The organism is Taklimakanibacter albus, assembly GCF_016595235.1.
GTDB classification, from domain to species: Bacteria; Pseudomonadota; Alphaproteobacteria; order Rhizobiales; family Aestuariivirgaceae; genus Taklimakanibacter; species Taklimakanibacter albus.
In genome coordinates this window covers 1-25,166 of sequence record NZ_JAENHL010000008.1, presented here as the reverse complement: position 1 = coordinate 25,166, position 25,166 = coordinate 1, and the positions used below count along the sequence as shown (strand labels likewise).

General features: G+C 62.8%; 26 protein-coding genes. 7 read left to right on the top strand and 19 right to left on the bottom strand.

The annotated features are described in order from the left end of the window. Positions 1-3: 3 nt before the first annotated feature. The 8 genes from JHL16_RS23020 to JHL16_RS22985 form a co-directional block, all read right to left on the bottom strand. Positions 4-2,046: a CHAT domain-containing protein gene (locus tag JHL16_RS23020; RefSeq protein ID WP_200187263.1), complete on the bottom strand. Its 2,043-nt coding sequence runs from the start codon at positions 2,044-2,046 to the stop codon at positions 4-6. Beyond that, the gene (locus tag JHL16_RS23015; protein WP_200187262.1) at positions 2,043-2,888 is read right to left on the bottom strand and encodes a 3-methyl-2-oxobutanoate hydroxymethyltransferase; all 846 of its coding nucleotides are present in this window, start codon (positions 2,886-2,888) and stop codon (positions 2,043-2,045) included. The genes JHL16_RS23020 and JHL16_RS23015 overlap by 4 nt, the downstream gene beginning before the upstream one ends. Before the next feature lies 1 nt (position 2,889). Beyond that, on the bottom strand, positions 2,890-3,348 hold the full coding sequence (gene rbsD, locus JHL16_RS23010) for a D-ribose pyranase (protein WP_200187261.1): 459 nt from the start codon (positions 3,346-3,348) through the stop codon (positions 2,890-2,892). Beyond that, positions 3,345-4,295 carry a ribokinase gene (locus tag JHL16_RS23005; RefSeq protein WP_200187260.1) on the bottom strand — a complete coding sequence of 317 codons (951 nt, stop codon included), beginning with the start codon at positions 4,293-4,295 and terminating at the stop codon, positions 3,345-3,347. Before JHL16_RS23005 ends, rbsD begins: the two co-directional genes overlap by 4 nt. Before the next feature lie 10 nt (positions 4,296-4,305). Continuing rightward, positions 4,306-5,772, bottom strand: coding sequence for a sugar ABC transporter ATP-binding protein (locus tag JHL16_RS23000; RefSeq protein ID WP_348647269.1), 1,467 nt, complete (start codon positions 5,770-5,772; stop codon positions 4,306-4,308). 67 nt (positions 5,773-5,839) lie between these two features. Continuing rightward, on the bottom strand, positions 5,840-6,811 hold the full coding sequence (locus tag JHL16_RS22995) for a sugar ABC transporter substrate-binding protein (protein ID WP_200187258.1): 972 nt from the start codon (positions 6,809-6,811) through the stop codon (positions 5,840-5,842). Positions 6,812-6,852: 41 nt separating this feature from the next. Continuing rightward, complete coding sequence (locus tag JHL16_RS22990; RefSeq protein ID WP_200187257.1) at positions 6,853-7,875, bottom strand: ABC transporter permease; 1,023 nt, start codon at positions 7,873-7,875, stop codon at positions 6,853-6,855. A 69-nt stretch (positions 7,876-7,944) separates the two neighbouring features. Continuing rightward, positions 7,945-8,709: a phytanoyl-CoA dioxygenase family protein gene (locus JHL16_RS22985; RefSeq protein WP_200187256.1), complete on the bottom strand. Its 765-nt coding sequence runs from the start codon at positions 8,707-8,709 to the stop codon at positions 7,945-7,947. Positions 8,710-8,874: 165 nt separating this feature from the next. Here JHL16_RS22985 and JHL16_RS22980 point away from each other — a divergent pair, with 165 nt between their 5' ends. Beyond that, a complete protein-coding gene (locus JHL16_RS22980; protein ID WP_246771133.1) occupies positions 8,875-9,729 on the top strand; it encodes an AraC family transcriptional regulator in 855 nt (284 codons plus the stop codon). On the opposite strand, the gene JHL16_RS22975 is transcribed toward JHL16_RS22980, so the two are convergent. The 8 genes from JHL16_RS22975 to JHL16_RS22940 all read right to left on the bottom strand — a co-directional run bounded on the left by JHL16_RS22975 (position 9,726) and on the right by JHL16_RS22940 (position 16,528). Further along, positions 9,726-11,762: an ASKHA domain-containing protein gene (locus JHL16_RS22975; RefSeq protein ID WP_200187254.1), complete on the bottom strand. Its 2,037-nt coding sequence runs from the start codon at positions 11,760-11,762 to the stop codon at positions 9,726-9,728. The two genes, JHL16_RS22980 and JHL16_RS22975, sit on opposite strands and share 4 nt — an antisense overlap. 5 nt (positions 11,763-11,767) lie before the next feature. After that, positions 11,768-12,733, bottom strand: coding sequence for a methyltetrahydrofolate cobalamin methyltransferase (locus tag JHL16_RS22970; protein ID WP_200187253.1), 966 nt, complete (start codon positions 12,731-12,733; stop codon positions 11,768-11,770). 27 nt (positions 12,734-12,760) lie between these two features. Then, positions 12,761-13,063, bottom strand: coding sequence for a virulence factor (locus JHL16_RS22965; RefSeq protein ID WP_200187252.1), 303 nt, complete (start codon positions 13,061-13,063; stop codon positions 12,761-12,763). Between the two features lie 51 nt (positions 13,064-13,114). After that, positions 13,115-14,338, bottom strand: coding sequence for a CaiB/BaiF CoA transferase family protein (locus JHL16_RS22960; protein ID WP_200187251.1), 1,224 nt, complete (start codon positions 14,336-14,338; stop codon positions 13,115-13,117). A gap of 82 nt (positions 14,339-14,420) precedes the next feature. After that, positions 14,421-14,957 carry a GFA family protein gene (locus JHL16_RS22955; RefSeq protein ID WP_200187250.1) on the bottom strand — a complete coding sequence of 179 codons (537 nt, stop codon included), beginning with the start codon at positions 14,955-14,957 and terminating at the stop codon, positions 14,421-14,423. Then, positions 14,954-15,592 carry a TetR/AcrR family transcriptional regulator gene (locus JHL16_RS22950; RefSeq protein ID WP_200187249.1) on the bottom strand — a complete coding sequence of 213 codons (639 nt, stop codon included), beginning with the start codon at positions 15,590-15,592 and terminating at the stop codon, positions 14,954-14,956. Before JHL16_RS22950 ends, JHL16_RS22955 begins: the two co-directional genes overlap by 4 nt. 79 nt (positions 15,593-15,671) lie before the next feature. Further along, complete coding sequence (locus JHL16_RS22945) at positions 15,672-15,911, bottom strand: hypothetical protein (RefSeq protein WP_200187248.1); 240 nt, start codon at positions 15,909-15,911, stop codon at positions 15,672-15,674. A gap of 140 nt (positions 15,912-16,051) precedes the next feature. Then, a complete protein-coding gene (locus JHL16_RS22940; RefSeq protein WP_200187247.1) occupies positions 16,052-16,528 on the bottom strand; it encodes a hypothetical protein in 477 nt (158 codons plus the stop codon). A 147-nt stretch (positions 16,529-16,675) separates the two neighbouring features. Between JHL16_RS22940 and JHL16_RS22935 the strand changes: the two genes are divergently transcribed. The 6 genes from JHL16_RS22935 (at position 16,676) to JHL16_RS22910 (ending at position 23,675) form a co-directional block, all read left to right on the top strand. Next, complete coding sequence (locus JHL16_RS22935) at positions 16,676-18,391, top strand: sulfatase-like hydrolase/transferase (protein WP_200187246.1); 1,716 nt, start codon at positions 16,676-16,678, stop codon at positions 18,389-18,391. Continuing rightward, positions 18,388-19,155 carry a CDP-alcohol phosphatidyltransferase family protein gene (locus JHL16_RS22930; RefSeq protein ID WP_200187245.1) on the top strand — a complete coding sequence of 256 codons (768 nt, stop codon included), beginning with the start codon at positions 18,388-18,390 and terminating at the stop codon, positions 19,153-19,155. Before JHL16_RS22935 ends, JHL16_RS22930 begins: the two co-directional genes overlap by 4 nt. Before the next feature lie 171 nt (positions 19,156-19,326). Then, positions 19,327-20,496, top strand: a complete 1,170-nt coding sequence (locus tag JHL16_RS22925; RefSeq protein ID WP_246771132.1) for a substrate-binding domain-containing protein — start codon at positions 19,327-19,329, stop codon at positions 20,494-20,496. Positions 20,497-20,705: 209 nt separating this feature from the next. Next, the gene (locus JHL16_RS22920) at positions 20,706-21,791 is read left to right on the top strand and encodes an ABC transporter ATP-binding protein (RefSeq protein WP_200187243.1); all 1,086 of its coding nucleotides are present in this window, start codon (positions 20,706-20,708) and stop codon (positions 21,789-21,791) included. Further along, positions 21,784-22,785, top strand: coding sequence for an ABC transporter permease (locus JHL16_RS22915; RefSeq protein ID WP_348647264.1), 1,002 nt, complete (start codon positions 21,784-21,786; stop codon positions 22,783-22,785). Before JHL16_RS22920 ends, JHL16_RS22915 begins: the two co-directional genes overlap by 8 nt. Further along, positions 22,782-23,675: an ABC transporter permease gene (locus JHL16_RS22910; protein ID WP_200187242.1), complete on the top strand. Its 894-nt coding sequence runs from the start codon at positions 22,782-22,784 to the stop codon at positions 23,673-23,675. Before JHL16_RS22915 ends, JHL16_RS22910 begins: the two co-directional genes overlap by 4 nt. Positions 23,676-23,700: 25 nt before the next feature. Here the strand turns inward: JHL16_RS22910 and JHL16_RS22905 are convergent, their stop codons facing one another. The 3 genes from JHL16_RS22905 to JHL16_RS22895 all read right to left on the bottom strand — a co-directional run. Beyond that, positions 23,701-23,991, bottom strand: coding sequence for a hypothetical protein (locus JHL16_RS22905; RefSeq protein ID WP_200187241.1), 291 nt, complete (start codon positions 23,989-23,991; stop codon positions 23,701-23,703). 66 nt (positions 23,992-24,057) lie between these two features. Further along, the gene (locus JHL16_RS22900; protein ID WP_200187240.1) at positions 24,058-24,864 is read right to left on the bottom strand and encodes a metallophosphoesterase; all 807 of its coding nucleotides are present in this window, start codon (positions 24,862-24,864) and stop codon (positions 24,058-24,060) included. Between the two features lie 8 nt (positions 24,865-24,872). After that, the coding region (locus JHL16_RS22895; protein WP_200187239.1) for a Na/Pi cotransporter family protein at positions 24,873-25,166 on the bottom strand (294 nt) is incomplete at its 5' end.

Genomic DNA, 25,166 nt, shown 5'->3' with positions numbered 1-25,166 from the left:
GCTCTAGGGCTCGCCGAAGAGCGAGAAGGGCGCCCAATAGGACGGCCTTGCCGTTTCCGGGCTTGTCTTGATCACGTCGAGCAAAGCCTGCCGGAAGGCGAAGGCGAAATCGCGTCCCGGCTTGCGCGAAGTCCAATGGGCGACCGTGCCGGTCGTGATTGTCACAGCCGCATCCGATTTCACCGGCCAATGTGACACCAGGACAGAGCGCGCCCCGGCTTGCAGGAAGGCCGAAGCGAGGCCGGAATAGGCTTCGAAATCGATCTGGCTGTCGGCGCCCGTGTTGCAGGCCGACAGAACGACAATCCCGGCCTTGAGCGCGAGCTGCGGGATTTCCGAAGTGGTCAGCAGCCCGTCGGCACTGGTGAGGAGGCCCATAGCGGAGGGCACGATGAGCTGGCCGGCGTCCTTTTCAACCGGTGTCAAAGCGAGCGCGGCCTCATAGAGACCGTCGATCTCGCCCGGCAGCAATCCATGGGTGGCGAATGTCAGCATGCGGTACTGCGCCAGCGCGCCGTTCTTCGAAAGCGCATAGAGGTTCTCTTCCGAGGCATTCCGGCCGAGAAGCAGGTCCTGTGCCGACGCGCCGAGCGTGTGGGCGATGCGGCGCACCTCGCTTTCGGATTCGGGAAGAGGCGTCAGTGTTCCAAGCGCCCGGACGGCGCTGATGAGACCAGTGTTGCCGGCGAGCGCCGAATAATCCGGATTGCCGATGCCCAGAAATGCGCGCGGCGGATCGTCAGAGGCCGAAGCGTCCTGGTCACGCGCAGTGATCGCGGAGAGCGCCGGCAGCATGGTGACGGCATGATCGCGCACCAGCCAGGGCAGCTCGCGATAGTCGGTGACTGAAGCAGGCGGTGCCTTCGTCAGCAAGGCCTCGAAGGGAAGTTTCGCCAGGGCGCCGTCGGTGACGACGATGAGATGGGTCTTGCCGCGCAATTCATCCTGGAACGGGCCGAGCAGCGCCTGATAGAGCTGCCATGCCGGCGAAAGGATGTCATCGGCCGATGGCGTCTCATCCGGCGCGGCGATCGCGCTGGCGCTGCGGCCGAGCGGCGCACCGATCGCGGTCCGGAAACCTGAGACCAGGGCTTCGACGTCCGGCAGCTTCAATGATATCTCCCGCCAACGGATGGTCTGGCGCGTGACGACGAAGCCATGGATCTCGGCCATATTGCCTTCGACGAAGAAGACCAGAGCCTCATCCTCGGCGAGGCGGCGGGCGACATCGTCGGCTTCCAGCGGGCGCGGCAGAAGGATATCGGCGATATCGATCTTCTCTCTGGCGATGAGCGCGATGGCCTCTTGCAGGTTCTTCTGCTGGCCGGCATTGAGCGCTTCCATCTGTGAGCGCCCGGGGCTGCCGGCCTCCCCGTGAAGGCCGGCCGCGATCTCGCGCGCCGTCTGCAAGGTCGGTCCGATCGTGTCGGCGACCATCTGGACGAGCTTAACTTCATCGCCGCGCCGCCCGGCCGGTGCGATCCGGTTGGTTTGCTGGCGCAGCACCGCAAGTCCGGCTTTGGTCATATGAGCGAGCTGGGCGACCTTGAAGGCTTCGCCGGTCAGGCGCCGCGCTAGAGCTGCGTCGGCGCCATCCATCATCACATAACTTGTCGAGAGGAAGTCGCGGAAAGGCTCGGTCTGCTCGAAAGCCGGCATGCCCATCGTCATGCCGCGATAGAAGATGTAGCTCGCCGCGAGAGATCGCCCGATCGCGACGGCTTTGTTTCCATAGGCGAGTGCCGCCTCGGCATCGCCGGCGATCGCGAAATCGGACGCCGCTTCCTGGTAAAGCGCTGCCTTTGGCCGACCTGATCCGATAATCGCATCTGCTTTGTCGATCGCCGCTTTTATGCGGGCGCTGTCGCCTTGTTCGGCGGCATCGAGCGCATGATCAAGCAAATCGCGAATTTGCGGGTCATTGCGGATAAGAATGCTGCCCTGCGGCTGGACGAGGACAGCGGGAGGCTCTTCCGCCTGAGAGGGCTGCACCAGCATGAAGGCGATCGTGAGGACCGCGATCAGGCGCGTGCAGCTTGAGCTCATGATCGCGGACGGACCTTTTCCGAATTATCCAGCTTGGCGCTGAAACTAGCCAATTCGTCCTCCGGAATCGAGGCAGTTTCATGTTGGGCCGGAAAACCACCAGCTGTGACGGCTTGGCGGAACTGGCCGAGCGCGTCGATCCGCTCCTGCCGGATCTGGTCCTGCAGGCGCCTGAGATTGCCCCAGGCCCGCGCATGGCGGGGAAGCCGGGCGCTCTCGCCGCAGATATCGGAGGTGAAGAGAAAGATCACATCCGCCGCGGGGCCGGAGCCCAGCGACACGGTCACGAGCGAGGTGCGTTTGTTGATCTCTTCCATCACCGGGGCGGCGATGACCTCGCATTCGGCCGCGAAGGCACCGGCGTCCTCGAGCTGGCGGAAGCGGTCCCACAGGTCGAGCGCTTCCTGAGCCGTCTTGCCGACCGCGCGCATGCCGCCGGTCCAGGTCGATTTGCGCGGCACAAGGCCCAGATGGCCCATGACCGGAATCTGCTCGTTGGCGAGGAGGCGCACCATGTCGGGGCTGCGCCCGGTGATGACCGCATCGGCACCGGAGGTGACGGCGGCGAAGCCGGCACGCAAGATCTCATCGCCGGTGATCGCCTCGGCGAAGCCCAAAGCGGCGGTGACGAAGACGCGGCGTGAGCCTTCGCGCACTCGTGTGACATTGCTGCCGCGGCACACGACCATCTCGATGCCGGCGGCCTCGGCGGCGGCCGCTTCCTCCGCCGTCTCGGCGGTCACTTGCGTGACCTGCTTGCCGCTGCCTTTGAGCCGGCGCAGATCGGCGACCGTCAGGCTGCGTTCGACCTCACGCCCGCCGAAATCGAAGATACGCGGCATCTCACTTCATCTTCTTGGCATAGTAGTCGGGCGGCACCGTGCCGTCCTTGGAGAACCAAGCCGGCACGTCGACGCCGGAATAAAGCAGGATATTGCCCCACGGATCGAAGGCGCCGGTGCGCACGATGACCTTCGCCTTGGCCGCCATCTCGGTCAGGATCGTCTCATGCTTAGGCGTTTCGAAATCGGCGCCCTTGAAGATGCGCTGCACCTTTTCGAGGAGGCGCGGATTGTGCTTCGGCAAGGTGTCGGCATAACCGACGCGCTCACAGATGAGATTGGCGGCGATCGGCGTCAGCACCGTTTCGAGATCGGGCAGGTCTGGTGCTATGGCGAGATCGATGCGCCAGGCCGAGGAGGGGATCGGGAAACCCGCATCGCAGACGATCATCAGATCGCCATGGCCCATCAGCGCGATGGCATGGCTGAGTTCGGCATTGAGCAGTCGGTTGCGGTTCATGTCTTGTCCTTCCACACGCTGTTGCGGGCTTTTTCATACATGGCGTCGGCCTCGGCACGGTAAGCGAGGCTCGGGATCACGCCGAGCTTGGTGCAGGCGATGGCGCCGCAGACGACGCCGAAGCGTACCGCATTTACGATGTCGCGGCCTTCGGCGAGCGCTACCGCGAAGCCGGAATTGAAAGCGTCACCCGCGCCCGTGGTGTCGACGACATCGACCGGCACCGCCGGCACCATCTGGTCGAGATCGTCGGTGAGGATGAGGGCGCCCTGGCGGCCGAGCGTCACCACGACATTGCGCACGCCCTGCCGCCGCAGCTCCGCCGCAAGCTCGCGCGACGAACGCGGATCGTCCGCCGGAAGTCCCAGCAGGATGCGCAACTCGCTTTCATTGGGGGTGAGATAATCGACAGAAGCGAATATCTCGGGCGGCAAGGCGCGCGCCGGGGCCGGATTAAGGATGGTTCGGGCGCCATGTTTGCGGCCGAGCTCCATGGCGCGGCTTGCGGCTTCCGTCGGCACTTCGAGGACGGTCATCACCACATCGCTTTCGGCGATCCGGGCCTCTGCAATATCGACCGACTTGGCGTCCATCAGCTCATTGGTGCCCATATCGAGGATGATGAAATTCTCGCCCTTGTCATTGAGGATGATGAAGCCGACTCCGGTGGCACGCGCACTCTGCGAGGTCACGAATTCGGTGTCGACGCCTTCCGCCGCATAGAGATCGGTGGCGATGCCGGCGAGCTTGTCGGTGCCCAGAATGGCGCGCAGCGACGATTTTGCCCCGAGCCGCGCTGTCGCGACTGCTTGGTTCGAGCCCTTGCCGCCGGGGCCCATGTCGAAATCAGTGCCCAGCATGGTTTCGCCGAATATGGGCAGTTTCGGCGCCCGCATGGTGAGCCCCACGGCGAAGCTGCCGACAATCGTGATCTTGGGTTTCGTCATTCTCTAGTCCTCACGAGGCCATGGCGCGGGCCAGGATGGCTTCTTCATTGACGTCGGCTCCTCTCAGCTCCTCGCTGAGCCGGCCTGAGCGCATTACCAGCACACGTTCGGCATTCATGACCAGCTCCGGCATTTCCGACGATATCATGATGATGGCGACGCCTTCGCCGGCGATCTGGCGCAGGATCTGGTAGATCTCGGCCTTGGCGCCGACATCGATGCCACGCGTCGGCTCATGCAGCACGAGGAGACGCGGATTGGTGACGAGGCTGCGGCCGAGAATGATCTTCTGCTGATTGCCGCCCGACAAGGTCGCGAGCTTCTGGCCCAGATGCGAGATGCGGGCATCGAGGCGGGCCACCTGGGCGCGCGCCTCGCGCTTGATCTGGGCGCGGCGCAGGAAACCCGAAACGGAGAAATTCTTGAGCGCGGCCGAGACGACATTGTCGGCGACGCTCATGGTGAGGAGGGCGCCGGCGCCGCGCCGGTCGGCCGGCACATAAGCCATGCCGTAACGGATCGAGGCTGAGGGAGCGGCGGCCGGCAGCTCCTTGCCGTCGATCGTCACCTTACCACTACGCGGGATGAGACCGAACAACACGTCGCCGAGACGGTCCTTGCCGGAATCGGGCAGGCCGCCGATCCCGAGAATCTCACCGGCCCGCACGGTAAAGTTGACCTGGTCGAGACCGGGCGCGGTAAGATCATCGACCGTGAGCACGACCGGATGGGCGGCGGAGTTCTGCTGCAAAGTCCACGGCCGCGCCGAGCCGAGATCACGTCCGACCATGGCGCGGATCAGTCGGTCCTGCGAGACATTGTCGTTGATCATCGTTTCGATGGTGCGGCCGTCGCGCATGACTGTAATGCGATCGGCGAGGTCGAGCACTTCATCGAGATGATGCGAGACATAGATGACGGCGACGCCGTCGGCGCGCAGCTGCCGCACGATCTCGAACAGTTTTTCGCTTTCACGGGTGGAGAGCGCCGAATTGGGCTCGTCCAGCACCAGGAGGCGCGCTTTCTGGCGGATGGCGCGGGCGATCTCGACGAGCTGTGCTTCGGCGACGCTGAGGCGGCCGACCTTGGTGTCGGGATCGAGATGATCCATGCCGAGCCGGGCCAGCGCTGCGCGCGCCTCGCGCCGCATCTGGTCGCGCGGCACGAACGTCGCGACGGAGCGTGCCGCCATGTCCGGCATCATGATGTTTTCGGCGATGCTCAGTGTCGGGCAGAGCGCCAGCTCCTGATAGACGACAGTGATGCCATGGGCGCGGCTCACCAAAGGCGTCGCGATGACGCTGGGCGCGCCATCGATGAAGATCTGCCCGTCATTGGGCTGCAGGTCGCCGGCGAGGATGTTCATCAGCGTCGATTTGCCGGCGCCATTCTCGCCGATCACGGCATGGACCTCGCCGGCGGCGAAGGCGACATTGATGCGGTCGAGCGCCAGGACGCCGGGGAACCTCTTGGTCACCCCGGCGATCCTGACGATCTCGGTCTGTGGATTTGACGCGTTCATAGAGGTCGCTTGTAGGAGCGCCTTACTTCTTCGTTACTTCGCCGATATTGTCCTTCGTGTAGACGCCCACACCGGTGTCGAGATTGTCGATCGTCTCGCCCTTCACGAATTTGACGATGAGATTGACCGCTTCAAAACCCTGGCGTTCCGGCGCCTGGTCGATGGTCGCCTGGATATTGCCGCTTTCGACGAGTTGCACCGTCTGGTCGAGGAGATCGAAACCCACGACCTTGACCTTGTCGGAGGCCTTGTTGCGTTCGACCCAGGTGCCGGCCGCCGGCGTCGAGCAGCATTCGAGCGACAGGATGCCGTCGATATCGGGATTGGCCAGCATGGCGTTTTCGATCGCCGAATAGATCTTCTGCGGATCGGTGCCGGTGTTGAGGGTCTGCACGACCTCAATGCCGGCTTCCTTCTTGAGGGCTTCGCGGGCACCATTCTCGCGGTCGATCGACCATTGGGCGGCGGCGTCGATCGTGGTGATGATGACCTTGCCCTTGCCGTTCAATGTTTTCGCCATCAGGGCGCCGGCTTCGCGGCCCGACTGGATGAGATCCTGGCCCGCGAAAGCGAGGCGCTTGCTGTCCGGATTGTCGGTGTTGAAGGTGACGACCGGGATGCCGGCGGCGAGCACGCGGTCGATGAGCGGCGCCAGCGCGTCGGTCGAGACCGAGGAAATGGCGAGGCCGTCCATCTTGCCCATCAGCGTCTCGATTTCGCTAATCTGGCCGTCGGCATCGGCGCCCACCGGGCCGATGAAGTTGGCATTGACCTTGTCCTCGGCGGCGGCGCGCGCGACGCCCGCCTTCATGAAGGGCGCAAACTCATTCGAGACATCGTGATAGGACACATAGATGTCGAGCGGCTGGCCGGCCGCGACCTTGGCCTTGATGCGTTCGGCCAGCGGGAAGTCGGCGAGCTTCGATTCCGCCGCCGCCTGCTGCAGGGGCAGCAGGCAGAGTGCTGTAGCGAGAATGACGTTTCTGAGTTTCATGTGGATAGTCCTCCCTTTGATATTCGCGTGTTGGTTGGTCTTCAGGCGCGCCGGCGGGTCGACCATTTGTCGATCCCGACGGCGATGATGATGACGAGGCCGATCATCAGCTCCTGCACGAAGGGGTTGACCCCCATCAGCACGAGGCCGTTGCGCATGACGCCGATGATGAGCACGCCGAGAATGGTGCCGAGGATGGTGCCTTCACCGCCCGACAGCGAAGCGCCGCCGACGATGGTGGCGGCGATGACGTCGAGCTCGAGGCCGAGGCCGGTGCGTCCCGCCTGGCCGCTCGGCAGGAAGGCGAGGCTCAATATGCCGGCGAAGGCGGCGAGCGCGCCCATCAGCACGAAGGCCCAGATCTTGACGCTGTTGATCGAGATGCCGGAGACGCGCGCCGCCTTGGCGCTGCCGCCGACGGCGAAGACACGGAAACCGAAATTTGTGCAGGAAAGCACCACCCAGGCGAGAGCGGCGATCAGGATGAAGAAAACGAGCTGCATCGGCACGATGCCGAAGAGATAGCCCTGGCCGATGAAGCTGAAGATCTCGAGCACGCCCGGATCGGCGCCGTTGCGCACATTGACCGTGACCGGCTGGCCGTTGGTGAGGATGAGGGCGGAGCCCCGCACCACCGACAGCATGCCGAGCGTCGCGATGAGCGAGGGCAGCCGTCCATAGGTCGACAGCACGCCGTTGATGAGGCCGATCGTCATGCCGGTGACGAGACCGACACACAGCGCGGGAACGAGACCCCAGCCGGCGATGATCAGCATGCCGGTCGCGAGGCCGGAGAGCGCATAATTCGACCCGACCGAAAGATCGACCTCGCCCGAGATCAGCACGAAGGTCATGCCGACCGCCATGATGCCGAGCAGCGAGATCTGCCGGCCCACATTGAGCAGATTGACCGAGGTCAGGAAGCCGTCAGTGGCGAAGGTGAGGAACAGGCATAGAACCACGAGCGCGAGAAACACGCCTGTTTCGCGCGCGCGCAACAGTCCCGGCAACGAAAAGCGGTCCATGGCAGGTGCGCGCGCACCGGTCCTGACCGTGTCGGTCATCCTGTCCTCCCATCGGGCCCCGTCGGGCCCTTTATGTTAAAAGCCGGACGTCGCCGTCCGGCTTCAAATTCACGATGCCTTACGGAACGAGCCCGCCGGCACTTTTTTCATCTCGTCGAAATTGCCGTATTCGCGCACCTTCTTGAACGGCGCGTTCTCGACGGCGTTGTAGGAGCAGATATAGCCCCAGCGATAGGTATCGGAGCGGTTGGCGTCCGAGCGATGCAGCAGGTTGCCGTCGAACACCAGGGCGTCGCCCGCTTCCATCTCGACATAGATATGCTCGAAGCGCTTCAGCGCGGCTTCCAGATGTTCCTGCTCGACATTGGTCTGGTCGTTTTCGCGGATGTGATTGAGACGGCCGAGCTTGTGTGTCGCTTTGAGCACCTGCAGGCAGCCATTCTCCCGCGTCGCCTTGTCGAGCGCGATATAGATGCTCATCATGTCGGGGGCGAGACAGCCGTAATTGTACCAGTAGCCGAAATCCTGGTGCCATTCCCAGGCGCCGCCTTCATGCGGCTGCTTCATCGTCATCTTGTGGCTATAGAGATAGATCGGCTTGCCCACCGCGCCTTCGGCGAGACCGACCATGCGCTCATCGCGCGCCAGGAGACCGTATTTGTCGTCCTCGGCCTTGGTCCACATCTTGAGAAGGGTGGTTTTGCCCTCCTTGTCGCCCTTGGCCATGATGGCCCCGGAGGCCTTCTCGGCCTCGAGCTGCTTGCGCGCGTGATCGCGGAAATCGGCGACCTCGTCCTGGCTCAAGAGGCCCTTGCGGATGATATAGCCGTCGCGCGCATAATCCTTGGCTTCTTGCGCGGTCAATCCCAGCATTCTTTCTCTCCCATTCATGAACGAAACAGGCCTGAATTGGATCACTGCCAAAGGTCGGGTTTCGATCTTGATTTGCTGTACGCTTTGAACTGTTGAGCGCAATCCTAAGTCCGCATTTGCGGGCTGGAAATGGACAAAGGAGTCCATTCTTTGTATAAAACGCGCATGTCCGAGACGACCTTCTTCGAGAACCTTCATTATGTGCCGGAGCCCGGTTGGACCTTGGCCGCGGCGAGTGTTCTGCGGGCCGGGAAGGTCAAGGCCGCTCCCGATTACCGGGTCCTGCGGGCGGCCCATCCGGGGCAGGACATTCTTTATTGTCTCTCGGGCGCCGGCATCGTGGAAACCTTGGGCGAGCGGGTACAGATCCGCCCAGGCCAACTCGTCTGGATCGCCAATGAAGAGCGCCATGGCCATTTCGCCGACCGTAAGGCGCCGTGGACCTTGCTGTGGTTCAGGCTCGATGGGCCCAACCTCCCGGCTTTGCGCCGCAAGCTGTTCGGCGATGGATTTCCGCGCGCGACGCTCGCCGAAAGCGTCAATCTCGTCCCCTGGTTCGATCGTCTCTTCACGGCGCTCAGGCGGCGCGAGCCGGGGCTCGATCTGAGGCTGAACCAGCTGGTGGCGGAATTTCTCTCGATGATCGATCGCGGTCTCGCCGGCAGCGGGCCGCGCGAGCTCCCGCCGGCGCTCGCCCAGGCGATCACTGCAATGCGCGGAAATCTCAGCCTCGCCTGGGAGGCGGAGGATCTGAGCGCGGTATCAGGACTGGGGCCGTCGCAGATCCGCCGCCTGTTCCGCAAGCATCTGCGCGCCAGCCCGAGGCAATGGCTCATCCGCGAAAGATTGATGCAGGCGCAGTCGCTGATGGTTGCCGGCCGAAGTCTCGCGCAAGTGGCCGAGCTCTGCGGCTTCTGCGACGTCTATCATTTCAGCCGCGAGTTCAAGCGCTCGACCGGCGTGGCGCCGTCATCCTGGCGACGCAGTGAGTTGGGCACTTCTCAGATCGAGAGGGACTAACTCCGCCGACGCTTGCGTCTTTCGCTGCCATCCGATTCGAGCGGGATGATGGTCTTGGGCTCGGGGAATTTCACTTCCTTGGCGAGATTGGCGAAGAAGGCCGTCTTGTGCGGGATCGCCATCGCCTCGACGAAATGCTGCTGGAACAAGGGCTCGACCGCCGTCTCGATCTTCTCGATCCGCCGCACCACATGCTCGATCTCGTCGCGCGCCTTGGCATTGAGGAGCGCGATACGCGCGCCCGTGCCCGCCGCATTGCCGGCCGACTGCACCTTGTCGAGCGGGCAATCGGGGATGAGGCCGAGGATCATCGCGAATTTGACATCGATATGGCTGCCGAAAGCGCCGGCGAGGCGGATACGGTCGACATGCTCGATACCGAGCTTGTCCATCAGCAACCGGGTGCCGGCGTACAGCGCCGCCTTGGCGAGCTGGATGGCGCGCACATCGTTCTGGGTGATCGAGATGAACGGCTCGCCCTCGCGCACCACATAGGTGAAGGTGCGCTTATGCGGGCGGATACGGGGGGATTTCTCCGCCATGCCGCCATCGACCAGGCCATCCTGGTTGATGATGCCGGCGAGATACATCTCGGCGATCACCTCGATGATGCCGGAACCGCAAATGCCGGTGACGCCGGTCGAGGCGACCGCTTCCTCGAAGCCCGGCTCGTCCGACCACAGCTCGGAGCCGATCACGCGATAGCGCGGCTCGAGGGTGACGGGGTCGATGCGGATGCGCTCGATGGCGCCTGGCGCGGCGCGTTGTCCGCAAGTGATCTGGGCGCCTTCGAAAGCGGGGCCGGTCGGCGACGAGCAGGCGAGCAGGCGGTTCTTCGAGCCGAGCACGATCTCGGCATTGGTGCCGACATCGACGATGAGCATGTTGTCTTCGGAATATTGCGGCGATTCCGACAATACGACACCCGCCGTATCGGCGCCGACATGGCCTGCGATGCAGGGCAGCACGTAGACATAGGCGCCGGGATTGAGCTGCAGATCCAGCTCTTTGGCGGGCCGTGTCACCGCGAGACCGGTGGCGAGCGCGAAGGGGGCGCCGCCGAGCTCGGTCGGGTCGATGCCGAGGAAGAGGTGATGCATGACCGGATTCCCGACCAGCACGGCTTCGAGAATGTCGGTCTTGTCGATCGAGGCTTCGGTGGCGACTTGCGCGGCAAGTGTGTTGAGCGCCTCGCGTATCGCGGCCGTCATTTCCTTCTCGCCGCCCGGATTCATCATCACATAGGAGACGCGGCTCATCAGATCCTCGCCGAAGCGGATCTGCGGATTCATGAGGCCGGAAGACGCAACGACGTCGCCCGTCGACAGGCTGCACAGATGTGCCGCGATGGTGGTCGAGCCGACATCGACGGCAAGGCCGAAGGCCTTGTCGTGGAAGCCCGGCCAGATCGCGGTCATGATGTTGCTTCCGCTCGCCGGTCGCGAGAAGACCGCTACGGTAATCTTCCATTCGCCCTGGCGCAGCACCTTCTGCAGGTTCTGCATGATGGTGAGATTGCACGATACGTCGGCCACGTTCCACTGCTCCGCCAGAGCGCGATAGACGCGCTCGAGATCGGAGGAGGGCTTGTGCATGTCGGGTTCTTCCACCTCGATGAAATAGAGGCGGGTGGCCGGATTCATGTCGATGGCACGCGCCTCGGCGCGTTTGCGCACCACCTGCTTGTGCACCTGGCTCTCGGGCGGCACGTCGATGACGGCGTCGCCCAGGAGCTTGGTCTGGCAGGAGAGGCGCCGCCCGGCGAGGAGCCCGCGCTTGTCGTCATAGCGCTTCTCGACGGCGGAGAATTCGGAGAGATGCGCCGCCGTGGAGCGGATGCCATGCTTGGCGAACTCGCCTTCGCCGATGGTGATCTGGCAGCGCCCGCAAATGGCGCGGCCGCCACAGACGGAATCGATATCGACGCCGAGCGAGCGCGCCGCCTGCAGCACCGGCGTGCCGATGGGGAAGCGCCCGCGCTTGCCGGAGGGCGTGAAGACGATCAATGCATCGTCAGGCGTCGTATCTGCCATGTCGTTTATCCGCGCCGGCGCCGGCGCTCCTCGCGGGCGCGACGGCGTTCGACATCTTCAGCGGAAGCGCCGGGCAATCCGTCGCCGACCGCCTGTGACACCGCCGCGGGGACTGACATTTCGCGGAACTTGTTCGTCCATACTTTGCAGTTCCGGTCGGTGCCGTTGAGGACATTGGCGGCCAGGATCGCATGCATGTCTTCGTCATGCAGCGGGTTCATGATCGCCGAGGTCATACCGTGCGAGGCGGCCATCGCGAGGAAATAGCCGGTGAGCACACGCCGGTTCGGCATGCCGAAAGCGATATTCGACGCGCCGCAGGTCGTGTTGACTTTCAGCTCCTCGCGCAGGCGCCGCACCAGGCGGAACACTTGCTGGCCGGCCGTGCCCATGGCGCCAATCGGCATCACCAGCGGATCGACGACGACGTCTTCCGGCTTGATGCCGTAATCGGCGGCGCGCTGCACGATCTTCTTCGCCACTTCGAAGCGCACATCCGGATCTTCCGAGATGCCGGTCTCGTCATTGGAGATGGCGACCACCGCCACATTATATTTGGCGACGAGCGGCAGAATGGCCTCGAGCTTCTCTTCCTCACCGGTCACCGAATTGACCAGCGGCCGGCCCTTGGCGGTTTCGAGGCCGACTTTCAGCGCCGCCGTCACCGATGAATCGATGCACAAAGGCAGATCGGTCACCGACTGCACGATCTCGATGGTCTGCTTGAGCAGCGGCGGCTCGGTTTCATTGGGATTGACCGAGGTGACGCCGGCATTGACGTCGAGGATATTGGCGCCGGCTTCCGCCTGCGCCAGCGCGTCCTTGATGACAGTTTCGAAATTACCCGCCTGCATTTCCGCGGCGAGCTTCTTGCGCCCGGTCGGGTTGATGCGCTCTCCGATGACGCAGAAGGGGCGGTCGAAGCCGATCAGGAAGGACTTTTTTTCGGAAGCGATGAGGGTCTGGGTCATTGAGGTCCTCGAAGAACGGATTGAAAATCAGGCTTTGGCCGTGCCGCCATTGGCGATCAGGGCTTTGAGCCGTTCCTTGTCATAGGTTTGTTCGATATCGGCCTTGGCCTTGTCGACCTCGGCGGCGAGATCATCGCCGACCGGCACCGGTTCGGCGCGCCGCCAGTCGGCCAGATAGGCGTCGGTGTCGGAGGCGCCGCCGCGCATGGCGGCCATGTCGATGGCTTCCTGGAAGCGGTCGGCCAGCATGCGCTTCTCCTCCTTGCGTCCGGCCTTGACCGAGACGGCGGAGGGGATGTCGCGCCAGTAGGTAATAATGAGGTTCGCCATGTGGTGGTCTATGCGCTGTCCTTGAAAGGTGAGTCCGTCCGAAAACGACATTTACCCGATGGAGGCCGAATCCCGAAGCTTGCCGACCTGCTCCGGCGTAAGCCCGAGGACCCGGCGCAGGACCTCTTCGGTCGCGTTGCCAAGCGCCGGGGGAGCTGTCGAATACTCGATCGGCGTCGCCGAGAAACGGACCGGATTGGCGACCCCAGGCGTCTTGGTGCCGTCCGCGCGCGCCAGAGTGACATTGAGGCCGCGGGCCTCGACCTGCGGATCGGCGAAGACCTGGTCGATGGTGTTGATCGGCCCGCAGGGGACCGCCGCGGCTTCCAAAGCAGCGATCCACTCCGCCGTCTTGCGCTGCTTCATCGGTTCGACGAGGAGGGCGATGAGCGCCTCGCGATTGCCGACCCGGTCGCTATTGGTCAGGAAACGCGGATCCTGTGCGACCTCCGGGACACCGGCGATCTTCGTATATTCGCGGAACTGCCGGTCATTGCCGACCGCGATGATGACGAAGCCATCCGCCGTGGCGAAGGTCTGGTAGGGCACGATATTGGGATGGGCATTGCCGAGGCGTTTCGGCGCCTTGCCGCCGACCAGGAAATTGAGCGCCTGATTGGCGAGCACCGCCACCTGCGAGTCGAGCAAAGCCAGGTCGAGATACTGGCCCTCGCCGGTCTTGTCGCGGTGATGCAGGGCGGCGAGTACGCCGATCGTAGCGTAAAGGCCGGTGAAGACATCGGCAAAGGCGACGCCGGTCTTGACCGGTTCGGCGCCGGGCGTGCCGTCAGGCTGGCCGGTGATCGACATGATGCCGCCCATGCCCTGGATCATGAAGTCATAACCGGCGCGCTGGGCATAAGGTCCGGTCTGGCCGAAGCCGGTGATCGAGCAATAGATGAGCTTGGGGTTGATCGCCTTCAGGCTCTCATAATCGAGGCCGTATTTCTTGAGGCCGCCGACCTTGAAGTTCTCCATGACGACATCGGAATTGCGGGCGAGATCCTGCAGGAGCTTCTGGCCTTCGGGCTTTGCCATGTCGATGGCGACCGACTGTTTGCCGCGATTGGCGGAGAGGTAATAGGCGGCGTCACCCCGCGAACCGTCGGGATTGGTCAGGAAAGGAGGGCCCCAGCCGCGCGTGTCGTCGCCTTCGCCGGGCTTCTCGATCTTGATCACCTCGGCGCCGAAATCGGCCAGGATCTGGGTCGACCACGGGCCGGCCAGCACCCGGGTGAGATCGAGAACGCGGATATTCTGTAACGGCCCGGCCATGAGCGACTCCAAGGAAAAAAGGAGCCCGCTTCTAGCCTTTGCCTCAAGCCCTTGCAAACTTGTCCGGCTGGACCCGGATCGATCAGGCATTGAGCCGTGTATTGACCGGAATATTGGGCGTCCGCAACCCCATGGCGATCCAGGCGGCGAGGAGCTTCGCATAGAAGACGAGAGTTGGCCGTGTTCCGCTCGGAACATCGTGGCCGAGCGTGACTTCCGCCGGGAGGTCGCTCGTCATCGTCCGCAATTCCAGCGCCGGCAAGCTGTTTTCCGGCCACAGGCTGGCATAGAGACTGAGCCAGTGACCGTTTTTGAATTCAAGAAAGACCGGCGTATTGCAGCAGCCGGCAACCGCCCGGCGCGTGGTGGCGTCGGCCGCGAGATGGAAATCCCGGAGCAGCTCGGCGCCTTTGAGGAAGCGGATGCGGTCCTTGCGATAGAGGACGAAATGCGTGCCGCCATTGGGCTGCAGATAGGGCGAGGCGCCCGGCAGATGCCGCAGCCTTTCACCCGCCGCGCGGCAGCTGTTGCAATGACATTCGGTGCTGATGATCGGCGCGCCCTCCACGGCGATATGAACCTGTCCGCACGTGCAGGCGAGTTGTGTGATCTGTGTCATGGCGAGCTCACTTCCTTGTTGGGGCATCCGAAAAGAAGGCGGATATATTGTTCGAGGTGATCGAGGCTTTCGCGCGCCAATTCCGGGCTGTTTCCGGCCTTGGCGAGGATGAAGGCGCCCTGGATCACGGTCTGCGTGTGGCGCGCCAGGCTTTCGGCCGTCCAGCCTGAGATATTCCGTTCCTTCATGGCGGCGCGGATATCGGGTTCGAGCGTTGCGGCATGGCCGAAAATGCTCGCCGCACAAGCATCGCGTATGGCTGGAGAGCTCGCATAGACCTCTTGGACCATCGTGCCGACCAGGCAGGTGAATTCCGGCAACGCTCCCACGATTATCGACTTGCGGAAGGCCACATAAGCGAGGATCCGATCGAGCGGATTTTTCGGCAGATGATAGGGGGCCTCGGCAAAGAAGGCGGTCGTCGTTTCGGCCCAATGCTCGGCCGCCGCCACGCCCAATTCGTCCTTGCTTTTGAAGTGATGAAAATACGAGCCCTTCGTGACCGCGGCCGCCTGGCAGAGATCATCGACCGATGTCGCGGCAAAACCCTTCAGCCGAATCATCCCGAGCGCAACGTCGAGGAGGCGGGGGCGGGCATTGCCGCGTTCGGGGTGATGTTTCGTCGGGCGGGACATGATAAGTACATACCGTACGAATGGTATGAATTCAAGTCACTTGTGCAGCGGGGCGATTTCGGCGCCTGTGGCCGACTATTTAGATGAGTCCGTAACCCGTCAGGCCCTTCTGGCGACGCTCGAACCGGTCGAGGATCTGGCTGATCCGCAAATGAAGGGTGACGTCATAGCTGTCGGCGCCGCGCGCCTCATAGGCGCGCAATTCTTCCACCGTGAGGCCGGATTCGTTGGCAAGCTCTCCTTCGCTGACGCCGAGGGCGACGCGGCGGTGACGATCAGCGGTGGGGGAGAAGCGGTTTTCGACGGGTCTGTCAGACATGTGAGGCTCCTTGCAGGCGGGCGACCCGCTGACGCCGTCCCGATAAGGGCGCCGAGCCATGCTCAAACGATATGGCCATCGGTCTTTTCCCGATCAATTGATGAGAGGGCGGCCTTCTGCAATTTAATGTTGGCCGGTGCTCAGCCCGTCGCCCTGGCCCAAAGCACTTCGTCCACGGCGATGCCACTCTGGCGCGCCAGGACCAGCTTCTCCTCATATGGATTCTTGCTCCGCTCGCCGCCCAAAGCGAAGGACGGGTCGACCGGGCAGCCGATGCCGATATTGGCCCTGACCGAGAAGGGCACCAGATAGAGCCCGTGCCGCACATTGCGCAGGAACAGCCGGCCGCGCTCGGCCACCAGCCGGTCGATCCGGGGCGCCAGAAAGACACAGGAAATGTTCTGGAGATCGAGGCCGAGCACGTCGGGTTCGAGAGTGGGGTGGCGGGCTTCCGAAGGCGTCGTATCGAGCGCCTCGAAGAGGAGGGTGAGGCCCGGATAGGAACAGGCTTCGAGCCAGGCGCAAGCCCAGCCGATGTCTTGCGCGAGTTCCGTCTCGCCGTGCTTCTGCAACAGCCCCGCGGCTGTGGTGGCGAGATCATCAAAGCCGATCTGCACTCTTAACTATCCTCGTCCTTAACGCGTCCTTCACTTCCCTAGCATGGCGGGAAGGGCAGGTGGCCCCTTCTTTGCTATGCCGTCATCCAGCTGTATCAAAACTGTTACCCGGCCGTCATTTGGCACGCCGGGCGGGAGGAAGGCTCGATGCGCAATTACCGGCTGTGGCTCAAACTGGCCCTGGTTTCAGCGTTTATCATCTTCACCAATGTCGGTTTCCTGGGACGCATCCAGCTCCTTTGGGGGCAGACCCGCTACGACACCCTGGTTGGTTTCATCGGCATCTGGCTCATTGCCGTCGTGGCGATCTTCGCCGCCGCCTTCCATCCGCGCTGGCCCTGGCGGCTCGGCTGGGCCCTGGTCTTCTCGGCGACCGCCGCCTTTGCCGCTGCCTATTACGCCATCAGCGGGTCGGATTTCTCCGTCTTCGACTTTGTCTCGTTGTGGAACGCCCGCCACGAGGCCGGCCGGGCGGCGGATTTCTATGGGGTTCAGCTTCTGCACACGGCAGGCCTCGTCTTCGTCGCCGGGTTGGTGGCCATGGGCTTCTCCGCCCCCTTGTCTTCCGCGCGCGCCACGGTCTGGACCCGCCGGCTGGCGCTTCTGCCGATCCTGCCTTTCGCCGCCATCGCCGGCATCGTGCTTATGAAATCGGGCGGCGGCTATCAGGCTCTGCCCCGGCAATTCGCCCCGCTCTCCGTCGCGGCCGTCGCCGCGACCAAGGTCGCCACCCAGGGAGCCCATGCCCGTGGCGAGGTCGCCTGGACGCCCGACCCGCAGAAGCGGGTGAAGAGCATCATCTTCCTCGTCGATGAAAGCGTACGCGCCGACTATCTCGATTTCACCGCCGGCAATTCCTTCACGCCGGACCTGCCGGCGCTCAAGGCAAATTTCGTCGATTTCGGCCCGGCGGCCTCGGGCGGCAATTGCAGCCATTACTCGAATGTCATCCTGCGCAGCGGCGCCCGGCGCGACGATCTCACCGTCAGCATCAATGAGAGCCCGTTCATCTGGAGCTATGCCAAGAAGGCGGGCTATCGCACCGTCTTCGTCGATGCCCAGGGCGCCGTCGTCAAGGACCCGAGCCGGCTCACCAATTTCATGACCGTCAATGAGGCGCGCAACATCGATCGTTATGTGTCGCTGAACAACGTGCCGCCCGAGCAGGCCGATTTCGAGCTCATCAAGATCATCGCCGAGGAGACCAAGGGCGACCAGCCGGTGTTCCTCTATGCCAACAAGAATGGCGCGCATTTCCCCTATGACGCAACCTATCCCAAGGACCGCGTGATCTTCGGCCCGACCATGACCGAAGACGGCACCGAAGCCTCGTTCGAGGACAAGACCCATCGCATGGCGTCCTACCGCAACTCGATCGCCTGGTCGGTCGATCAGTTCTTCGTGCGCTTCTTCAAGGAGGTCGATCTCAGCAATCTGGCGGTGGTCTATACGTCCGATCATGGCCAGGCGATCGCCGAGGGCAAGCTCACCCACTGCACCATCGAGAACGCCAATCCGCGCGAGGGTCTGGTGCCGCTGCTCGCTTTCGCCAGCGATCCGACAATGCGCCATGAGCTCGAAACCGGCGCCAAGGCGGGCCATCTGCGCGCCAGCCACTTCACCATCGCGCCGGGCATATTGGAGATGATGGGCTACCGTCGCAACGACATCGCGCAATATTACAACGAGTCGCTGTTCACCTCACCCAAGGGTGATCCGGCTTTCTCGAGCGGCGACATCTTCGGCATGTTCTCCAAGGACGTGCTCTGGCATCCGATCGACCTCGCCAAGGATTATCGTGAGCCCGAGGCCATGGCGCTGCGTCCCCGCACACCCGCTTTGGCCCAGAGTGTCAGCCAATGAGAGTTCTCTCCCGCAAGCTGGGCAAGAGCGAGCACGATCTCCGCTTCATCCTGCCCAATCTCTTCACCGCCGCCGCTTTGTGCGCCGGCATGACGGCGCTGCTGCTCGCCGCCGAGGGGAGGCCGGAGCTCGCCGTGCTGTCGGTCATCCTCGCCGCGCTTTTCGACGCCTGCGACGGCCGCATCGCGCGCCTCACCGGCACCGCTTCGCGTTTCGGCGCCGAGCTCGACTCGCTCGCCGATGTGGTGAGCTTCGGCGCTGCACCTGCATTCATTCTTTACAACTGGGGGCTCGGCCAGTTCGGTATAGCAGGATGGCTGCCCTGTCTGGCGCTCGGCACCTGCTGCGCGCTCAGGCTCGCCCGTTTCAATGTGATGGCGCATGACGCATCGGCCCCGGCCTGGACGGCGAATTATTTCACCGGCGTCCCGGCGCCGGGCGGCGCTTTCCTGGCGCTGAGCCCGATGCTGGCCGAATTCGCAGGTCTCCTCGACAATGGACAGGCTTCGCTGGTGGCGCTCTTCGTCACGTCCGCCGTGGCGTTCCTGATGATCAGCACCTGGCCGACCTTTTCGGGCAAGTCCTTGGGCCGCAAAGCTTCGCGCCTCATGCTCCTGCCGCCGGTGGCGCTGGTCGGCCTTGCTGCGTTCGGCTTGCTTTATTGGCCATGGGCGACACTCCTGGTGATCGCTCTCCTTTATGTGGCGACATTGCCGCTGTCCAAATGGCGTCACGGGGTGCTCAGGGCGCGAAGCACGGGCTGAGGAGCCAGCGCCGTGGTTGGCATGGAGCCAGGCTTTCGTACCCCATTGCCCGATAGTCATCGGGCCGTCATACTACGCTGAAATCAAGGAAGAAGCCGGACCTGCCGGCCAATAATGATGGGCGTTAAACCGGGCCGCGGGAATGGTCCTGCGGCTCCTCGGAGGAAGCAGATGACGAAATACGATCCCAAAAAGGCGACTTTGGATCTCGTGCGTGCCGCACAGATGAGCCGCCGCGGCTTGCTCAAGGCAAGCCTTGCCGTGGGAGCGGTCGGACTGACCAGCCCCCTTTATCTCAAGCATGCCTGGTCTTCGTCGGGCGAGCTCAGTCTTCTCAACTGGTCGGACGAATTCCCCGATCCGGTGATCCCTGAATTCGAGAAGGCGACCGGCATCAAGGTCAACACCACACCGTTCTCGCAGAATGAAGAGCAGATCAACAAGCTGCAGGCGACCGGCGGCGAAGGCTTCGACCTCTGCCAGCCGACGATGAACCGCGCCCCGCAATATAAGGACCTTGCGGTTCTGACGCCTTACGACGCCAACAAGCTGAAGAATATCGGCAACATCATTCCGTCCATGCTCGGCAGCGCGAAAGAGCTGTGGGAATGGGAAGGCGGTCTCTTCTGGCTGCCGCATGTCTGGGGTTCGGAAGCGATCTCTTATCGCACTGACCTCTGGAAGGGCGACCCGGCGCAGATTTCCTACGGTTCGCTGTGGGATGAAGGCGTCAAGGGCCATGTCCAGGGCCGTCCGCATTCCTACCTGCTCAGCATCGGCCTGTGGTGGGATGCCTCGGGCAAGATGCCGTCCAACCGCATGCGCGACGGCTACAAGGATGTCGACAGCTTCAAGAAGCTGTGGGATCCGATCCTCGCCTTCGCCATCGAGAACAAGGCTTTCGTCAAGCAGTTCTGGGATTCGGCCGACAACACCAAGTCGGGCCTGATGGAGAACGATGTTTGGATCGGCCTCACCTGGGACGGCCCGCCGATCTCGCTGAAGAAGGAAGGCAAGCCGGTCAACTACACGGCGCCGAAGGAAGGCGCCATTGCGTGGGTCGACGGCCTGTCCCTGATGAAGTCGGCCAAGAATATCGACCAGGCCTATGAGTTCATCAACTTCCTGCAGACGCCGGACTACTCGGCCAAGCTCGCGGAAGGCTCGGGCTACAACCCGGTCGTCACCGGCGCCGACGCCAAGCTGTCGGATGCCGCCAAGAAGATCTTCCAGGAAGCCTTCCCGGGCGATGCGCTCAAGAACCTCTGGCCGTGGCCGGTGGAGCCGACCTGGTATGCCGAGATCCGCAGCCAGTATGCGGACAAGTTCAAGGCCGCCTGATCGGTCTTTGATAGTCACTGCAACGCCGGCCCCGTCGACCTCGTCGGGGCCGGTTTCGTATCAAGTTAGAAATTCTCACCCAATCGGGTGCGATCCGATGGTCCAGATGAAGAATTGTTCTGGACCGTTGCGCCGGAACGGTTTTTACTGGCGCCAAGATAGACTTCGCAAAGAAGCATCCGGGTAGGGCTTGCAGGATAGGGCAGGGGATGAGTGCCGACGTCGAACTTGATCGCGTTACCGTCAGATTTGGTCAGTTTACCGCCGTAAAGGAGGCGTCGCTCAAGATTGCGGGCGGTGAGTTCTTCTCCTTTCTGGGGCCTTCGGGCTGCGGCAAGACGACAATCCTCAGGACCGTTTCTGGTTTCCTAGACCCGTCCGAAGGTGCCGTGCGCATTGCCGGGAAGGACATGATCGGCATCGGCGCCAATAAGCGCCCGACCGCGCTGATCTTCCAGAATCTGGCGCTCTTCCCGCTGATGACGGTTGCCGAAAACATCACCTATGGCCTGCGCGTGCGCGGCATGAGCAAGGCCGACCGCCGCAAGCGCGCCGACGAACTGCTCCATCTCATCGCCTTGCCGGGCCAGGGCGATAAATTGGTGAGCGAATTGTCGGGCGGCCAGAAGCAGCGCGTCGCCATTGCGCGCGCGCTTGCCGTCGAGCCCCAGGTGCTCTTGCTCGATGAGCCGCTGTCGGCGCTCGATCTCAAGCTGCGCCAGCATATGCGCAACGAATTGCGCGCCATCCAGCAGCGCGTCGGCATCACCTTCATTTACATCACCCACGACCAGGGCGAGGCGCTGACCATGTCGGACCGCATCGCCGTCATGAACAATGGCGTGATCGAGCAGGTGGGGGACGGCAAGGCCGTCTATGATGAGCCCAGGACATCCTTCGTCGCCTCCTTCGTGGGCGAGAACAATCCCTTTGCCGGACGTGTCGCCAAGGCCGACGGGACGGGCGCTGTTGTCGAGACGCCTTTCGGCCTGCTGCGCGGCCGTAATCCCAATGGCGTCAAGGAGGGCGACAAGGCGATACTTTTCGTCAGGCCTGAAGCGCTCAGGGTCGGTGAAGGATCCAAGGACGCGACCGTGACCTCGACGGTGCTCAATGTCGCTTTCGAGGGCAATGCGAGCCATATCTTCCTCAAAGGGGCCGACAAGAAGGATATCACCTTGACGGTCGGCCGCCTGGAGCGCGTGGAGATTCCTGAGCAGGGAAGCACAGCCTCGGTCACCTACAATCCGGATCTCGGGCTGGTGCTGCCGGAGGGGAAACTGGCCCGTGAGTAGGCTGTTCGTCTATCTGATTCCGGTTTTCGTCATCGCCGTCTTCATGGTGATGGCGCATTATGAGAAGCGGCTCGCGCATGACCCGACGCATCGCGGTTTCTTCGATCGCAACGGCACCGTGCTCGGCGTCACCTTCATCGCGCTGGTGGCCTTCTGGACGCTTTTCCTCGTCGTATTGCCCTATCTCTACATGGTGCAGGAGAGCTTCCATCCGAAGCTCGTCGCCGCCGAGCGCGGCGGCCCCAAGGACATTCTGACCCTCGAGCAATATCGCTCCTTCTTCATCCAGCCGACCGACGGCGAGGTCAACACCACCCATCTCTGGGCCTTCTTCTTCTCGCTTGCCGCTTCCGCCGCCGTGACGGTGCTCAATTTCGCGATCTGCTATCCGCTCGCTTATTATATGGCGCAGGCCGGCAGTGTGCAGAAGGTCCGCCTTCTGATGCTGGCGCTGATCGTGCCCTATTGGGTGAACGAGATTTTGCGCGCCTTCTCCTTGCGTCTTCTCCTCGCCAGCAAAGGTTTGATCAACCAGGTGCTCATGGGGGTGGGCCTGACCGACGCGCCGGTCGATTTCCTCGGCAACAATGTCGGCCTCTATGTCGGCCTGTCCTACGCCTATCTGCTGGTGATGATGTTCCCGCTCTACAATGCGGTCGAGAGCCTCGACAAGAACCAGATCGAGGCGGCGCGCGATCTGGGCGCCCCCTGGTGGCGCATCCACAAGGATGTGGTCGTCCCCTATGCCAAGCCCGGCATCGCGTCGGGCTGCACCATGGTCTTCATGCTGTCGGCCGGCTCGCTCGCTGCACCGCAGTTCCTCGGCGGGCCCCAGACCTTGTGGTTCACCTCGATCGTTTACGATTTCTTCTTCCAGGCCTTCAACTGGCCGCGGGGGGCCGCTTACGCCTTCCTGCTGCTGGCCGGCTGTATCGCGCTGGTGATGCTGATGCTGCGGGTCTTCAAGGTCAGCCTTGGGGAGACGATAAAATGAGCTCTCAAAGCATCATCAAGGTGATGATCGGCTTTTATGTCGTGCTGTTCTTCGCCTATCTCTTCGGGCCATTGATGGTGATGAGCATCACCGCCTTCAACACGCCGAGCTACCCGAGCGCCTATCCCTTCGAGGGTTTCACGCTCAACTGGTTCGTCAAATTGTGGAATCACCGCGCCATGATGGACGGCCTGGTGAACTCGATCATCATCGGTATCGGCGTCATCTGCGTGTCGGTGCCGGTCGGGCTCGCCGCCGCGATCGTGATGAACCAGATCTATCACCGCGCCCGTTCGCTCTATTATCTGGTGACGGTGTCGCCGGTGCTCACCCCTGGCGTCATCATCGGCATCTCGACGGTGATCTTCTGGCGCGACTTCTCCGAAATGACCGGCACGCGCGGCCTGTTCTACAAGGGCATCATGCTGTCGATCTTCGGTCAGGCGAGCTTCATCTCGGCCTACTGCCTCCTGATCATCATGGCGCGGCTGCAGCGCTTCGACCGCGCTCAAGAGGAGGCCGCCCTCGATCTCGGCGCCAGCTATCCGCAGGTCTTCTGGCACATTTTGCTGCCCTTCCTCCGGCCGGCGCTGGTGTCGGCGGCGGTCATCGCCTTCCTGTCGTCCTTCGAGAACTACAATACGACGACCTTCGCCATCCTCGCCGACAAGACGCTGGTGACGGTGCTGGCGGGCGAAGTCAGGCAGGGCACGACGCCGGCTCTGTCGGCGCTGGCCGTCATCATCATCGGCCTCTCGCTTTTTGGCGCCATCGCCTATGAAGTAGCGAAGCGACGGGAAGAGCGCCGCAGCGCCAGGATCGCCGAACGCGCCAAGCTCGCCGAACGCGGTGAGCTGGCACCCGCAGACGCGACCCCGCAGCCGGCCTGATCAGGAAAAGCGAGAACCGCTTCGCTTAATGACAGGGCCTGCCACTGGCGGTGCATTGATATTTCGTGCCGATGCGATCGCATTTCAGGCTTTTGGACTGGGCGTTGCTCCAGGAAGACCAGTCAGATCCGTACTTGGCGTTTGCGGTTGTCTTCCAGACGCCGCGTGCCGCGATCTGAGCCATCTCCTTGACGATATGCATCCCGTTCGATTTGCCGAGCAGCACCGCTTTGCATTCGGCGGCGAATGTCACGTCATTCATTGCGAGCAGAGATCCGAACATCATAAAGGCGCCGAGGAAGATCTTATTGTTCACGGGACACTCCGATTGGAACGTCCGGAATGCTTGCAGCAATATCACCTAAAGTCAAATTTTGCGCAGTCAGTACCAGGTCCCGCGTTCCGCCTCGGGCGCCATTTCGGCGGGCTTGCGGTTGAGGAATGCATCCATATGCACGAGCACTTTATCGGGTCCGGCATGGACCACCGCATACATCGGCGGCTCATCGCTATAGATCGTCGGCACTGAACCTCCGACCAGCGGTAATTGATGGACGAGGCTCGGGGGCGCCGAGAAGCTCATGCCGTGGAACTGGCCGCTGATCGGGCGATGGGCATGGCCAAAGAAGATGTGCCGCACCTGGTCCTTGGGCAGGAGGGTCAGGAACTCCTCCGGGTCATCGAGCATGATGAGGTCCATGAGATCATGCGCGATCGAAAAGGGCGGATGATGCATGAAGAGATAGACATGCCGCTTGCCGGCCCGGGCCAGCTCCTTTTTCAGCCAGGCCTTGCGTTGGTCGCAATAGAGCCCGGCCGAGGAGGGCGGACCTTTCAGCGTGTCGAGCATGAGATAGACGGCATTGTCGTGTGTGATCACGCTTTGCACGAAACCCGCTTTGTCGCGCGGGCCGTCCGGAAAGACCGACTGGAAATGACTGCGGTCATCGTGGTTGCCGAGCATCAGATGCGTCTCGATCGGGAAGTCGGCGAGGCGCGCTTTCAGCTGGCGATAGGCCAGGACTTCGCCGCGCTCGGCGAGATCGCCGCTGATCACTACGAAGGCGGCGTCGCGGTGGAACTGGATGATGTCGTTGAGGCAGGCCTCGAGGCGGGCAAACGGATCGAGCCCCCAGAGCTTGTCGCCCTTGGGAACCAGATGCAGGTCGCTCACTTGGATGAACTTCACGACGCCACTCACTTTGTTTTCTTCTCAGATTTTATACGGGAATCGCGCAGGAGTCCCGCTGCTTCGATGATGGGATAGGCGGCGGAGACGATATGTGAGTTGATCCGGTGCAGGTCGCGGATGATATCGACGAAGAGCGCGCTCTTGCGCAGGGAGGCGCCTTTGGCCTTGCCGCTTTCGCGGAAATGCTCCTCGATAATCTTGTGCTCGAGCGCCCGGAAGGCGTCCTTCTGCTCGACCAGCCGCTTGGCGCCGTCGACGTCGTTCGAGGTGAGGACGCCGGTGGCGAGCCTGAGCGACTG

Bases quoted from the DNA above. Each gene is read 5' to 3' on its own strand.
- JHL16_RS23020 (WP_200187263.1), bottom strand. From the start codon at position 2,046: ATGAGCTCAAGCTGCACGCGCCTGATCGCGGTCCTCACGATCGCCTTC.
- JHL16_RS23015 (WP_200187262.1), bottom strand. From the start codon at position 2,888: ATGCCGCGTATCTTCGATTTCGGCGGGCGTGAGGTCGAACGCAGCCTG.
- rbsD (WP_200187261.1), bottom strand. From the start codon at position 3,348: ATGAACCGCAACCGACTGCTCAATGCCGAACTCAGCCATGCCATCGCG.
- JHL16_RS23005 (WP_200187260.1), bottom strand. From the start codon at position 4,295: ATGACGAAACCCAAGATCACGATTGTCGGCAGCTTCGCCGTGGGGCTC.
- JHL16_RS22995 (WP_200187258.1), bottom strand. From the start codon at position 6,811: ATGAAACTCAGAAACGTCATTCTCGCTACAGCACTCTGCCTGCTGCCC.
- JHL16_RS22990 (WP_200187257.1), bottom strand. From the start codon at position 7,875: ATGACCGACACGGTCAGGACCGGTGCGCGCGCACCTGCCATGGACCGC.
- JHL16_RS22985 (WP_200187256.1), bottom strand. From the start codon at position 8,709: ATGCTGGGATTGACCGCGCAAGAAGCCAAGGATTATGCGCGCGACGGC.
- JHL16_RS22980 (WP_246771133.1), top strand. From the start codon at position 8,875: ATGTCCGAGACGACCTTCTTCGAGAACCTTCATTATGTGCCGGAGCCC.
- JHL16_RS22975 (WP_200187254.1), bottom strand. From the start codon at position 11,762: ATGGCAGATACGACGCCTGACGATGCATTGATCGTCTTCACGCCCTCC.
- JHL16_RS22970 (WP_200187253.1), bottom strand. From the start codon at position 12,733: ATGACCCAGACCCTCATCGCTTCCGAAAAAAAGTCCTTCCTGATCGGC.
- JHL16_RS22965 (WP_200187252.1), bottom strand. From the start codon at position 13,063: ATGGCGAACCTCATTATTACCTACTGGCGCGACATCCCCTCCGCCGTC.
- JHL16_RS22960 (WP_200187251.1), bottom strand. From the start codon at position 14,338: ATGGCCGGGCCGTTACAGAATATCCGCGTTCTCGATCTCACCCGGGTG.
- JHL16_RS22955 (WP_200187250.1), bottom strand. From the start codon at position 14,957: ATGACACAGATCACACAACTCGCCTGCACGTGCGGACAGGTTCATATC.
- JHL16_RS22950 (WP_200187249.1), bottom strand. From the start codon at position 15,592: ATGTCCCGCCCGACGAAACATCACCCCGAACGCGGCAATGCCCGCCCC.
- JHL16_RS22945 (WP_200187248.1), bottom strand. From the start codon at position 15,911: ATGTCTGACAGACCCGTCGAAAACCGCTTCTCCCCCACCGCTGATCGT.
- JHL16_RS22935 (WP_200187246.1), top strand. From the start codon at position 16,676: ATGCGCAATTACCGGCTGTGGCTCAAACTGGCCCTGGTTTCAGCGTTT.
- JHL16_RS22930 (WP_200187245.1), top strand. From the start codon at position 18,388: ATGAGAGTTCTCTCCCGCAAGCTGGGCAAGAGCGAGCACGATCTCCGC.
- JHL16_RS22925 (WP_246771132.1), top strand. From the start codon at position 19,327: ATGACGAAATACGATCCCAAAAAGGCGACTTTGGATCTCGTGCGTGCC.
- JHL16_RS22920 (WP_200187243.1), top strand. From the start codon at position 20,706: ATGAGTGCCGACGTCGAACTTGATCGCGTTACCGTCAGATTTGGTCAG.
- JHL16_RS22910 (WP_200187242.1), top strand. From the start codon at position 22,782: ATGAGCTCTCAAAGCATCATCAAGGTGATGATCGGCTTTTATGTCGTG.